Below are 12,990 nucleotides of genomic sequence, written 5' to 3'. Positions count from 1 at the left end.
CTCACCGGCGCAATGCTTAGTGCTGCATGGCCAGCATCAGGCCGTTGAGCCGCTTCACGAAACCGGCCGGATCGTCAAGCTGGCCGCCTTCGGCCAGTAGCGCCTGATCGTAGAGCAGGTGGGTCCAGTCGCCGAAGCGCTCGCCTTCCAGCTCGGTCTTGAGCTTTTGTACCAGCGGGTGGGCCGGGTTCAGTTCGAGAATCGGTTTGGCGCCGCCAACATCCTGACCGGCCGATTTCAGCAGCCGTTCCAGATTGGCGCTCATGTCGTTGTTGTCGACCACGAGGCAGGCCGGGCTGTCGGTCAGCCGGGTGGTGACGCGCACGTCCTTGATCTGCCCGGCTAGCGTGCTCTTGACCTTGTCGAGCACCGACTTGAACTCGGTTTCGGCGGCTTCCTGCTGCTGCTTTTCTTCCTCGTTGGCAAAGGCGTCGAGCTTCAGTTCGCCCTTGGCAACCGACTGCAGTTTCTTGCCTTCGAACTCGGTCAGGCTGGAGGTGAACCATTCATCGACGCGGTCCGACAGCAACAGCACCTCGATGCCTTTCTTCTTGAACACTTCCAGATGCGGGCTGTGCTGCGCGGCGGCAAAGGTGTCGGCGGTGATGTAGTAGATCGCGTCCTGGCCTTCCTTCATCCGGCCGATATAGTCGGCGAGGCTGACGTTCTGCACGTCGCTGTCGTTAGCGGTCGAAGCAAAGCGGGCCAGCGCGCCGAGTCTATCCTTGTTGGCGGCATCTTCGCCGACGCCTTCCTTCAACACCTTGCCGAACTCGTTCCAGAACAGCGTGTAATCATCCGGGCGGTTGTCGCGCAGGTCTTCCAGCAGGCCGAGCACCTTCTTGACGCAGCCGGTCTTGATCGACTCGACGTCACGGCTTTGCTGGAGGATTTCACGCGATACGTTCAGCGGCAGGCTGGCCGAATCGATCACGCCGCGCACGAAGCGCAGGTATTGCGGCATCAGCTTTTCGGTGTCCTCGAGAATGAACACGCGCTTCACGTACAGCTTCACCCCGTGGCGGCGCTCGCGCTCGTACAGGTCGAACGGTGCGCGTTTGGGGATGTACAGCAGCTCGGTGTATTCCTGCCGGCCTTCGATCCGCGCGTGGCTCCAAGCCAGCGGCTCTTCGTAATCGTGCGAAACGTGCTTGTAGAACTCCTGGTACTGCTCGTCGGAGATCTCGCTCTTGTTGCGCGTCCACAGCGCGTTGGCCTGGTTGACGGCCTCCCATTCGCCGCTCGCTGGCAACTCTTTTCCCTCGTCGTCGTATTCGGCGCGCTTAGGGCAAAGGATAGGCAGGTTGATGTGGTCGGAGTAGCGGGTAATGATGCTGCGCAAGCGCCAGTCGTTGAGGAACTCGTCTTCGCCTTCCTTCAGGTGCAGCACGATCTCGGTGCCGCGGCCGGCTTTGCTGACTTCTTCCAGCGTGTATTCGCCGTCGCCCATCGATTCCCAGCGCGTGGCGACGGTTTCGCCGGCGCGGCGTGTCGTCAGCGTGACCTTGTCGGCAACGATAAAGGCCGAATAGAAGCCGACGCCGAACTGGCCGATCAGGTGCGAATCCTTGGCGGAGTCACCGGTCAGCTGGCTGAAGAATTCCTTGGTGCCCGAGCGGGCGATGGTGCCGATATGGGCGACAACATCATCGCGGTTCATGCCGATGCCATTGTCGGCGATCGTCACGGTGCGTGCGTCCTTGTCGAACGAAACACGAATGGCCAGCTCGCCATCACCTTCGTAACGCTCGGCGTGCTGCGTCGCTTCAAAGCGCAGTTTGTCGCAGGCGTCCGATGCATTCGAGACCAGCTCGCGCAGGAAGATTTCCTTGTTCGAGTACAGCGAATGAATCATCAACTGCAGCAGTTGTTTGACTTCGGCCTGAAAGCCAAGTGTTTCCTTGCTCATCGGTGCATTGCTCCTTGCGTGTTTCGATCGGGGCCTTGGCCCGGGGACCTGAACAACGTGGGGGCAGGATGTCCCTTTTCAAGGCAGGGTTAATCCGTCGCCGCCGGAGCCCAAACGCAAAAACGGAGCCCGAAGGCTCCGTTTCTTTGACGCTAACTCTAAAACGATCGGAAGGATCGATTAGAAGTAGGTACGCACACCAACGATACCGCGTTGGGTGTCTTGACCCGCGCTGGTGGCGCTGTAGTTGTACAGGTCATCATCGGCGCTGTACGACGAGTTGGCGTCGTTCTTCACGTAGCGGTATTCAGCGTAAGCGAAGGTGTTCTTGGACATGTGGTAGTTGTAACGTGCCGAGAACGCTTGGGCGCCCGAATCGGACTGAGCATTACCACCCTTCAGATCGTCCAGGTAGGTGTAGCCGAGGTAAACATCGTTACGACCCTGGTTGTACGACAGCATCAGGTTGTACATGTTCTGGTTGTAGTCTTCACCCGCGTTCAGTGCGGTGCCGCCGTAGGTAGCGCCAGCCGAATTCGGGGTGAATTCCATGTACTTGTAGCCACCGGTGATGCCGAAGCCGTTACTGAACTTGTACTGCGCACCAACGTAGCCGGTCTGGCTGTCGGTATCGTTCGAACCGCCGCCCAGTGCATCGCCGTAGTTGTACGAACCGTCTGCTTTTGCGTAGGAAGCGCCAGCGGTGATGTCCTTGGTGCCGTCGAAGCCTTGACGGGCTTGGTAGCCGGCCAGAACCTTCAGGCCGCCATTGGTGTAGGTACCAGCGACGTCGTAACCGTAGCTGCTGGTGTCACCAGTGCTTTGGTTTTCAAGGATGTAGTCGGCAGTCAGTTGCATGCCGCCGAACACCGGGCTGGTGTAGCCGACGATGTTGTCAGCACGTTGGTTCATGCCGCGACCGTAGTCGGAGAAGAACCAGTCTGCACCGGTATCGCCGTACAGATCATCGGTCAGTGCGTATACGCCGGTACGGAACTTACCAACACGAACGGTACCGAAATCGCCTTGCAGGCCACCGTATGCGTCACGGTTGCCCCACTGGCTGTTCGCGGTGTAGCTCGAACCGGCGTTGATGTTGTTGATTTCCTGATTCAAGGTCCAGATGACGCTCATGCCGTTGTCGAGCTTGTCACGGCCGCTGAAATCGATTTCGCCTTGGTACTTCACGGCGCCTTGGGTGCTGTCACCGGTATCACGGGCTTGAACACCGAAGTCGACCTTACCACCAATCGTTACTTCTGCCTGTGCAAGGCCTGCGGCGCCGAATGCCAGAGCGATGGCGAGAGCTGCATGCTTCATTTTCATTTGGTTTTCTCCTTCGAGGGAAAGGGTCTTTGCACGTCCGGTTCGAGAGTCCCGAACCACGCTGTGCAGTCTACGAACCCGGCGAGTTCGAAGCTGGTAACTATTTCCACTATTGAATCGGTAATTGTTACTGCCGGAGTTGGCCGGATTTTCCCTCTTACGTGCGCGCGCGAACGTGCGTGCTATATTTGGCTGCAGCGCAATCGGCGCCATGGGTAGGATTCAGCGATGCTTCGTCGAGTGGTGTTCAACCAGAAGGGTGGCGTGGGCAAATCCACCATCTCGGTCAACCTTGCCGCCGCGGCGGCACAGGCCGGACGGCGCGTGCTCGTCGTCGATCTCGACCCGCAGGGCAATGCCAGCCGTTACCTGCTTGGTGATGCGCTCGATGCGACGACGCCGACGCTGGCGGCATTTTTCGACCAGGTGCTCAATTTCAGCCTGTATGCCAAACCGACCCGCGCCTTCGTGCATCCGACGCCGTTTGCCGGTTTGTCGGTGATGGTGTCCGATCCGGACATCGCCGAGCTGGAAAGCAAGCTCGAATCGCGGCACAAGATCTACAAGCTCAAGGAAGCGCTGGCCGAGTTGGCCGGTGATTTCGACGAAGTGTGGATCGATACGCCGCCGGCGCTCAATTTCTTTACGCTTTCGGCGCTGATCGCCGCCGATGGCTGCCTGATTCCGTTCGATTGCGATGCATTCTCGCGCCAGGCGCTGCTGTCGCTGATGAGCCGGGTCGACGAAATCCGCGCCGATCACAACGCCCAACTGGCGATCGAGGGCATCGTCGTCAACCAGTACCAGCCGCGTGCCAGCCTGCCGGTGCGCATGGTCGAGGAACTGGCGGCTCAGGGTTTGCCGCTGTTGCCGACGCGATTGTCGAGCTCGGTGAAAGTACGTGAGTCGCACGAGCGCGCGGTGCCGCTGCCTTTTCTGGATGCGCGCCACAAGTTGGCGCTGGAATTCACTTCGTTGTACGCCGATCTGGCGAGTGCCCGCGTCTGACGGGTATGCTGACGGCCCTTAGCGCATAGGGAGAGAACATTGCCACAGCAAGACGCCCGCATCCTGGTGGTTGATGATGAGCCATTCAATCTGGAAATCCTCAGCGAACACCTGACCGACGTCGGCTACGAGGTTGTTACCGCCGAGGACGGCGAGGCCGCGTGGTCGCTGCTCACCCACGATCGCGACTTCGACACCATCCTGCTCGACCGAATGATGCCGCGCATGGACGGCATGGCCTTGCTGGCCCGGCTGAAACAATCGGAATGCAGCCATATTCCGGTGATCATGCAGACCGCCGTCGGCGCCGCCGAGAACGTTCGCGAAGGCCTGGCCGCCGGGGCCTATTACTACCTGATCAAGCCATTCCAGCGCGACATGCTGCTGGCCATCGTCGCCGCGGCGGTCAAGTTTTACCGCGAAACACGCCAGCTTGAATCGCAACTGGCCGATCAGGCCTCGACCTACCGGCTGCTTGAGCGCGGCGAGTTCCGTTTCCGTACGCTGGATGAAGCGCGGCAGCTCACCTTGCTGCTGTCCAATGCCTGCCCGGAGCCACAGCGTGTGGCCGTCGGTTTATCCGAGTTGCTCGTCAATGCCGTCGAACACGGCAACCTTGGCATCAGCTATGCCGATAAAACCCGCTTGTTGCAGCAGGGACGCTGGCAGGAAGAGGTCGAAGCCCGGCTGGCGAGCGCCGACTTTCGTCGCCGCAACGTCAATGTTTCGTTCGAAAAGCGTCCGGATGCGCTGGTGTTCACGATCACCGATGAGGGCAACGGTTTCGAGTGGCAGCCCTTCCTCGAGTTTTCTCCGGAGCGCGCGTTCGATCCGCACGGGCGCGGCATTTCGATGGCGCGGATGCTGTCGTTCGATAGCGTCGAGTATCAGGGCTGCGGCAATTCGGTGATTGCCCGGCTGCGCGTCGAGGATGACTGAACGGGGCGTGTGTTCATGCACACTCGTTCGCAAAAGGCCGGCAATCGCCGGCCTTTGTCATTCGAGTATTTCCACCGCCATGCCGGTCTCGATCCGGCCGCTGTTCTCGGCGATGACATTCTGGCCGAACAGCACGCCGCCTTCGCCCTTGCGCTTTTTGGCCAGCGTGCGCAGCGGTTCCTGATCGGCGGATTTTTCACCGCTGTCGGGGTCGACGGTGGTGAAGACGCAGCGCGTGCACGGTTTGACCATGCGCAGGATCACCTCGCCGATGCGGATGCGCGTCCAGCCATCCTCGGCGAAGGGTTCAGCGCCGTCGATGACCAGATTGGGGCGAAAGCGTGCCATGGCGAAATCCTGCCCGGCCCAGTCGGATAGCTGCCGGCGCGAACCCTCGCCGATCAGCAGCAAGGGGTAGCCATCGGCGAACGACAGCGGAATATCCGGATGCTGCTTGACCCGCCGCTGGCTTTCGCCGGTGTAGAGCAGCCGCGCGTCACAGCCGAGGTAGTCCGATAGCCATTGATCGGCCTCGACAGGGCCGTGCCAGGCGCCGAACTCGTCCTTCCATACCTGGGCCGGATGCGCTTCGGTAAATGCCGCGCGCGCAATGCTCAGCGCCGGCATGCCGGGGGCGCTCAGCGTCAGCGTGGTGTCGCCTACATCGGCACGCACCCGGACCAGTTGTGGCCAGTCGCGCCCGGTCATGAAGCGGCCGTTGCGATCGGCGACCAGCCAGGCGCGGTCGTCGGGCAGGCCGCTTGGGCCGATGCGGCTGTGCGTCAAGGTCTCACCGTGGATCGATTTCACCGGGTAGCGGTATAGCGCGGTCAAGGTCGGCATGGGCGGGCTCGGATGGAATGTACGGCGACTGTATCAGTCCGCATCGGTTACAGGCAGTGGCAGCGCCTGTGCCGCGGTGGCAGACCAGTACGGCCGGTATTGCTCGCGCCAGCGCCGAACCTGGATGTCCTTGCCGACGTCGAAGGTGACGGCGCCATCGTTGTCGGTGCGCAGGATGCCCGCTTCGGCATTGTCATAGCGATCGACGATGCTTGGATGCGGATGGCGGAAACGGTTCAGATAACCGGCGGAAAACACCACCCATTGCGGTCGCGTCGCGTCGATCAGCATTTGCGACGATGACGAACGGCTGCCGTGATGCGGCGCCACGACGATGGCGGTTTCGGCCAGCCCCTGACTGACGAGGTCGATTTCCTCGTTGCGGCCGAGATCACCGGCCAGCAGCAGCGCGTGGCCGTCGGCGCTGCTGATTCGTAGCGTGCAACTCCCGGCGTTGTCGTTGCGAAACGTCGCACCGGCGGCGGGCCAGAGCACATCGAAGCGCACGCCGTCCCAGTGCCACGACTGGCCGGCGATGCAATCCCGATGCGGCGTGTTGCCGATCGGCGCACGGGCAGGGTGACCGGCCGGGAGCGTCGAATGCAGTTCGCCGACCGCCAGTGCGCGCAACACCGCCTCGGCACCGCCGCTGTGGTCGTTATCGTTGTGCGAGATCATCAAGGTGTCGAGTCTGGTGATGCCCTGCGCGCGCAGTAGCGGTAACAGCGCCCGGTCGCTGGCCGTGGGCGGGCCGCTGTCGTACAGCAGTGTGTGTGAGCCGGTTTGCACCAGCACCGCCAGACCTTGACCGATATCGATCACCGTGGCGCGAAAGTGCCCCTCGGCGAGCGGCGGCGGCGCTGCTGCGATCAGCGGCAGTAGCAGCACCGGCGCGTACCAGCGCCCCGGCAGGCCGCGCGGTGCCAGCCACAGCAGCACGCCCAGCGCCGCCGGTAGCCATGCCCATGTGGGCGGTGCGGCCATGCTCAATACCGGCGCCAGTGCGCACAGTTGCAGATAGCGATCGGTGAGCGCAAACGCGCGCTCGGCCAGCCACGGCAGCGTGCCGCTCGGGTCGAGCAGGCCGACCAGCGCCAAGGGCGTGACGATCATGCTGACCAGCGGAATCGCCAGCGCGTTGGCGATCGGCGAGATCACCGGCAGTTGCTGAAACACCAGCGCCAGCACCGGAAAGCTCGCCAGCGTGGCGGCCCATTGCGCGCTTATCCAGCTGCGCCAAGGGGCGGCCTTGCCCAGCGTGTTGGCGCAGGCGAACAAGAGCGCGCCGACGGTGAGAAAAGACAGCCAGAAACCGACCGACAGCACCGCGAACGGATCGACCAGTACCACCGTGGCCAGCGCTAGCAGCCAGGTGAACAGCGGCGCGCTGCTGTGGCCGCGCCATAGGCCGATGGCGGCGATCAGCAGCATCAGCAGCGTGCGCTGTGTCGGCACGCTCAGGCCCGAGAGCAGGCTGTAACCGAGCGCGGCCAGTACCCCGGCGACGAGCGCCGCGCGCTGCGCCGGAACCCGTGCCACCAGCCACGGCACACGGCGCCAGCCGGTGTTGACCAGCGCGCCGAGCAGCGTTGCCCAGAGCGTGATGTGCAGGCCGGACACGCTGATCAAATGGGTGACGCCGGTGGTGGCGAAACGCTGCCATTGATCCTTGGGTACGCCGCCCTGATCGCCAATGGCCAGCGCAATGACGACGCCGCGATATGGCGCATCGCCAAGTTGCATCTGCAACCGGTTGCGCAAGGCTTCGCGCAGCCGGTTGATGCTGGCTTGCCAGGCATGGCCGGCTTGCCGTTCGGCCGATTTGACGCTGGCGGTCGCACCGATATTTTCACCCAGCAGCCAGCGCTCCAGATCGAAGCCACCGGGATTGGCGAGGCCATGCGGACGCTTGGGCCGTAGCGTTAATCGCCAGCGTTCACCCGCGTGCGGTTGCAAGGTCTTGCCGTAGCTGTTGACCTGCACGCGGCGGGGCAAGCCGGCGGTATCGCTGGCTTGCACCACGAAATTAAAGCGCCAGCCAAAGCGGCTTTGCTGCGGTAGATCGGCGATATAGCCATCGGCGACGATCGTTTGTTGTTCCAGCGCGGCGGGCAGGCGTTCGGCCAGCCGCAACTGGGCGCGGTAGTCGGCGTAGCCAAAGCCAAGCGCGGCGGCGATCAGCGCATACGCCAGCACGCGCAGTCGCGCAAAGGCGATCGCCAGCGCGCATGCCACGGCGATGACAAGCAGCGCCGGCCACAAGGCGGGCAGGGTGGACAGGCGCTGCAAGAGGCAGACGCCGGCGACAAAAGCGATGAGGATCAGGCAGGTGGGCACGCATCAGCGTAGATGCTGGCGTTTCATTCAGCCAAACCGGCCTGCTACACTCTGCCCCATGCACTACGACGCAGACATACTGATTATCGGCGGTGGCCTTGTCGGCACCGCGCTGGCCGCCGCGCTGGCAAAAAGCACGCATTCCATCCTGCTGCTGGAAGGCCGCACGCCGCAGACGCAGGCGCCCAGCGAGCGTTGGGACAACCGCGTTTACGCGATCAGCCGCGCCAGCCAGCGACTGCTGAGCGACATCGGCGCGTGGCAGCGGCTCGACGCCGCGCGAATCCAGCCGGTATCGCGGATGCAGATCACCGGCGACGACGGCCGCAGCACGCTTGCTTTCGACGCGCTCGACGCCGGCCTCGATGCACTGACGACGATACTGGAAAGCGGCAATCTGCAAGCCGCATTGTGGCAAACCGCGATGGCGGCACCGAATGTCAGCGTAATGGCGCCGGCCGAACCGGCCGCGTTTGCCTACGACGACGACGGTGTTACCGTCACGCTCGCCGATGGCCGCAGCATCCGTGCAAGGCTGGCGGTGGGCGCCGACGGCGCCAATTCGTGGTTGCGCAATGGTGCCGGCATCGACAGCAGTTCAAAGCCCTACGGACAGTGGGGCGTGGTTGCCAATTTCGAAACCGAGCTGCCGCATTATGGCGTTGCGCGGCAGTGGTTTTTCGACGATGGCATCCTCGCGTGGTTGCCGCTGGCCGGCAAGCGCATCTCGATCGTCTGGTCGTGCGATGAGGCGCGCAAGGATGAACTTCTGGCGCTGCCGACGGCCGAACTCGACGCCAAGGTCGCCGCGGCCGGTGGCCGTGCGCTCGGCGAGCTGCGTTGCATCACCCCGGCGGCGGCGTTTCCGTTGCGGCTGACGCATGTGCGCGAGCTGGTTCGCGCCGGCGTGGCGCTGGTCGGCGATGCGGCGCATACGGTGCATCCGCTCGCGGGGCAGGGCGTCAACCTCGGTTTTGGCGATGTAGCCGAACTGGCGCGGGTGCTGGCTGCGGCGGATTCGACCAAGCTGGGTGATTACCTGACCTTGCGCCGTTACGAACGTGCGCGGCGCGAGGCGATTTATGTCATGCAGGGCGCGTGCGACGGCCTGCAGAAGCTGTTCAACAACCGCAATCCGCTTTTGAAGACGCTGCGAAACACCGGGCTGGGCCTGACCGATTCGCTACCATGGATTAAACAACAACTGATTCGCCACGCGATGGACGCGTGAGTGCCAAAGGAAACCGCATGAAGTTGACCCGCATCACCAAGAGCCTCGCCGTCATCGGCATGGTCGCGCTGACCGCTTGTTCGGCGCAGGCCGATAGCAAGACCGATATAAAGCAGATTCGCCAGAAGCTGGCCTCGACGCTGCAAGGCCGCGACATCACCGCGGTGAACGCCAGCCCGATCAAGGGCGTGTACGAAGTGGTGATCGCCAATCGCCAGATCGTTTACACCGACGCGCAGGCCAACTTCGTCATCGTCGGCGATATGGTCGACGTGGCCAAGAAGGAAAGCGTCACCGAGCGCCGCATGGCCGAGCTGATGAAGACCGATTTCAGCAAGCTGCCGATGGATCAGGCGATCAAGGAAGTGCGGGGCAATGGCGCCCGCAAGCTGGCGGTGTTCTCCGACCCGGATTGCCCGTTCTGCAAACGACTGGAGCAGGAAAGCCTGAAGGGCGTCGACAACGTCACCATCTACACCTTCCTGTTCCCGCTCAACATCCACCCGGATGCCGAGCGCAAGTCCAAGCTGATGTGGTGTGCCGACGACAAGGCTGCGGCGTGGAGCAACTTCATGAACGACGGCAAGCTGCCCGAAGGCAAGGCCGATTGCCCGAACCCGATCGCCAAGAACCTGGCGCTGGGCGAATCGCTCGGCATTACCGGCACGCCGGCGCTGATTTTCGGCAGCGGCCGTATCGTCTCCGGCGCGATTCCGCGCCAGCAGATCGAACAGCTGCTCGACGGCAAGTAAGCGCGTTTGCTGTAACGAAAAAGCCCGCCTTGATGGTGGGCTTTTTTGCGTTTGTGGCGATAGGCGCAGTACGCCGCGAGAGCGGCCGCCGTGTACACTCGCAGATAGAAAAATAGTAACCTTTTAGAAGGTACGTAATATGCCGATGGTGTGATCGGATATCTCGCATATTTCTTTATTTACCGTGCTATGCACCATGGTGCATACACTACGTTAGGCATCATGTTCAAAATTTTTTTCGCTTTGGCAATTGGAATTCTACTAATGTCCGTAGTAGGTGGCGCCTATTACATGTACGTTGGACATGGGCATCCTTTTTCGACAAATGGTGAAAATTGGAACCAGTTTGGTGGATATTTCGGAGGGGTAGCAGGTGTCCTGCTTTCCTTTATTAGCATTCTTTTGCTTGTATATACTATTCACCTACAGAGCCAGCAACTTTCAGATGCTCAGGACGAGACGTTAAAGCGCGATCTACTTGCCCACGTGACAAAGGCAGATGAGGAGGTTGAACACTGGCTCCAGCGTAAACTCGCCACGCACAATAAATCTGAAGAGACCATTGAATTCGGAGATGTTGTTTGGGGGATTCTTGAACCAAGCTGCATCAATACCAAAGCGTTCGAAATTGCGGTTATACGGTTACACAAACTAACGTGCCTCTACTGTGAGGCTCTTGCCCTCTACCGCAACAACGTTGATCCATACTTCATTTTTAAATATCACCAGCAAAAGGCTCAATCGCTTCTTGATTTTCTTAAGCCACATCAAAATCTGTTAGGTCAAATGGCGGGACCTTCTTTGCTGTTCTGCCAAAGCCATTTAAATGCTCGGCATGAAGCCTAACACTTCATTCAACCAGGATGGGCTACCGCCCGCCCGTTAATTTAAACTACAAGGACTCCCCCGTCCCTTGCTAAAGGACGTTGTCGTTCGGCAAATGGCCGCACCGCCGCTTGAATGCGCGAGAAGGTGAAGGGCTGCAACACTACAAACGGTCATCTTGGGCCTATTCAGCCCGGACCCTGATACAAGACGCGCGCGCGGGCCTCCATCGTTAGCCGGGGAGATTGGCCCCATTGAATTAATCAGCCCGTAGGTTGGGCTGAATGAAATGAAGCCCAACGCTCAATCCATCCTCTTGCGGAGTGTCGAATCATGCGCTATCGACGGGCTCGTTTGGAAGGAGGCACTTATTTCTTCACGGTCAATCTGGCTGACCGCCGCCAAGACTTGCTGATTCGCCATATTGATGGCTTACGGCAAGTTATGCGAAAAGTGCAGGTGACACACCCATTTCAGATTGTTGCCATGGTGGTGTTGCCAGACCATCTGCATGCCATCTGGTCTTTGCCGCTTGGTGACGCTGATTATTCCCTGCGTTGGTCGCTGATCAAGGCCGGATTTTCCCGGCAGCTTCCCAGAGTCGAGCTTGTTCGCGAAAGTCGAAGCCGCAAGCGAGAACGGGGCGTTTGGCAACGGCGGTATTGGGAACATCAAATCCGGGATGAAGCGGATTTGCAGGCGCATGTCGATTACATTCACATCAACCCGGTCAAACATGGTCATGCCCATCGAGCCGTGGATTGGCCTTACTCAAGCGTGCATCGCTATGTTGCCGCAGGGTTGTTGGCGGCAGATTGGGGTGGTGAATCGGATGTGGAAGGGCGTTTTGGTGAGCAGGGGGGAGCGGGGTGAATGTCGATGTTGGGCTTCATTTCATTCAGCCCAACCTACGTGCTAAATAAGCGACCACGCAGCTCAAAAAAAGCCCACCGATCTGGTGGGCTTTTTGTTTGGCCAGACGTTATGACCTTAGCGGTGTAGCAACGCCGGCGCCGAGTGCGCAACGAAATCCGCTAGCAGCGCACTCGCGCCATCCCAGACGATCTGCACGCCGAGGCAGAACAGGATGAAGGCCGACAGCCGCAGGAACACGATGGTGCCGGTGCTGCCGAGCAGCCGCATGATGCGTTCGGCGTAGCGGTAGCAGAAGTACAGCGAGTAGGCGACGAGCGCGGTGGCGATGATGCTGGCGATCGGCATGTCCAGCCGGTGCAGCAGGCCCGGGCCCTTGAGGCCGGCGCCGAGCGTGATGGCGACGGTGATCGTGCCGGGGCCGACGGTGATCGGAAAGGTCAGCGGATAGAAGGCGCGCGAGCGCAGCTCCTCGGCGCTGTGCTCCAGCGCCACCGCCTGTTCTTCCAGCTTGCGGTTGCTGTTCTTGCCTTCGTCCGACAGCAGCTTCCACCCGGCCGCGGCGACCAAGAGGCCGCCGGCAACGCGGATGATCGGCAGCGAAACCTCGAAAAAATTCAGCACATAGCTGCCGGTGAACATGCTCACCAGAATCAGGAAGAAGCTGTAGATGCCCACGCGGCGGGCGAGGATGGCTTTTTCCTGCTCGTTGTACGCGGTGGTCATCGACAGAAAAATCGGCGCGTGCCCCGGCGGATTGAGGATGGGCATCAGCGCGGCGACAACCAGCAGGATGTTGCCGAGGAAGGCGGTGATCGTTTGCAGCATGTAGTACTCCGTGGGGTCGCGGGCGGAGCGGAAGCCCGCGATGCTCCGATTGTAGTTCTGTCAGCCTTGGCCGTGGTGCCGCTTTGGTCATGTCATCTAGATGTCGTGACAAATTCACC

General features: G+C 61.0%; 11 protein-coding genes. 6 read left to right on the top strand and 5 right to left on the bottom strand.

Going from position 1 to position 12,990, the window contains the following annotated elements:
• Positions 1-16: 16 nt before the first annotated feature.
• On the bottom strand, positions 17-1,909 hold the full coding sequence (htpG, locus tag JLC71_RS08600; protein WP_200914975.1) for a molecular chaperone HtpG: 1,893 nt from the start codon (positions 1,907-1,909) through the stop codon (positions 17-19).
• A 180-nt stretch (positions 1,910-2,089) separates the two neighbouring features.
• Positions 2,090-3,235, bottom strand: coding sequence for a porin (locus JLC71_RS08595; RefSeq protein WP_200914970.1), 1,146 nt, complete (start codon positions 3,233-3,235; stop codon positions 2,090-2,092).
• Between the two features lie 228 nt (positions 3,236-3,463).
• Here JLC71_RS08595 and JLC71_RS08590 point away from each other — a divergent pair, with 228 nt between their 5' ends.
• Positions 3,464-4,243 (top strand): ParA family protein, encoded by a 780-nt coding sequence (locus JLC71_RS08590; RefSeq protein ID WP_200914969.1) that lies wholly within the window; start codon positions 3,464-3,466, stop codon positions 4,241-4,243.
• A gap of 39 nt (positions 4,244-4,282) precedes the next feature.
• Positions 4,283-5,182 carry a response regulator gene (locus JLC71_RS08585; RefSeq protein WP_200914968.1) on the top strand — a complete coding sequence of 300 codons (900 nt, stop codon included), beginning with the start codon at positions 4,283-4,285 and terminating at the stop codon, positions 5,180-5,182.
• A gap of 57 nt (positions 5,183-5,239) precedes the next feature.
• Here JLC71_RS08585 and JLC71_RS08580 read toward each other — a convergent pair whose 3' ends face one another.
• Positions 5,240-6,025 (bottom strand): MOSC domain-containing protein, encoded by a 786-nt coding sequence (locus JLC71_RS08580; RefSeq protein ID WP_200914967.1) that lies wholly within the window; start codon positions 6,023-6,025, stop codon positions 5,240-5,242.
• Between the two features lie 33 nt (positions 6,026-6,058).
• Positions 6,059-8,362: a DNA internalization-related competence protein ComEC/Rec2 gene (locus JLC71_RS08575; RefSeq protein ID WP_200914966.1), complete on the bottom strand. Its 2,304-nt coding sequence runs from the start codon at positions 8,360-8,362 to the stop codon at positions 6,059-6,061.
• Between the two features lie 58 nt (positions 8,363-8,420).
• On the opposite strand from JLC71_RS08575, the gene JLC71_RS08570 reads away from it, so the two are divergent.
• The 4 genes from JLC71_RS08570 (at position 8,421) to JLC71_RS08555 (ending at position 12,043) form a co-directional block, all read left to right on the top strand.
• Complete coding sequence (locus JLC71_RS08570) at positions 8,421-9,593, top strand: UbiH/UbiF family hydroxylase (RefSeq protein WP_200914964.1); 1,173 nt, start codon at positions 8,421-8,423, stop codon at positions 9,591-9,593.
• A gap of 17 nt (positions 9,594-9,610) precedes the next feature.
• Positions 9,611-10,345, top strand: coding sequence for a DsbC family protein (locus tag JLC71_RS08565; RefSeq protein ID WP_200914961.1), 735 nt, complete (start codon positions 9,611-9,613; stop codon positions 10,343-10,345).
• A 264-nt stretch (positions 10,346-10,609) separates the two neighbouring features.
• Positions 10,610-11,191: a hypothetical protein gene (locus JLC71_RS08560; RefSeq protein WP_200914960.1), complete on the top strand. Its 582-nt coding sequence runs from the start codon at positions 10,610-10,612 to the stop codon at positions 11,189-11,191.
• A gap of 309 nt (positions 11,192-11,500) precedes the next feature.
• The gene (locus JLC71_RS08555) at positions 11,501-12,043 is read left to right on the top strand and encodes an REP-associated tyrosine transposase (protein WP_200918311.1); all 543 of its coding nucleotides are present in this window, start codon (positions 11,501-11,503) and stop codon (positions 12,041-12,043) included.
• A gap of 117 nt (positions 12,044-12,160) precedes the next feature.
• Here JLC71_RS08555 and JLC71_RS08550 read toward each other — a convergent pair whose 3' ends face one another.
• Positions 12,161-12,871, bottom strand: a complete 711-nt coding sequence (locus JLC71_RS08550; RefSeq protein WP_200914958.1) for a MarC family protein — start codon at positions 12,869-12,871, stop codon at positions 12,161-12,163.
• Positions 12,872-12,990 lie beyond the last annotated feature (119 nt).

The sequence above is a fragment of the Jeongeupia sp. HS-3 genome, from assembly GCF_015140455.1.
Taxonomy (GTDB): Bacteria; Pseudomonadota; Gammaproteobacteria; order Burkholderiales; family Chitinibacteraceae; genus Jeongeupia.
Note: the sequence above shows the minus strand (reverse complement) of the source record. Positions and strands in the feature narration are given on the sequence as shown.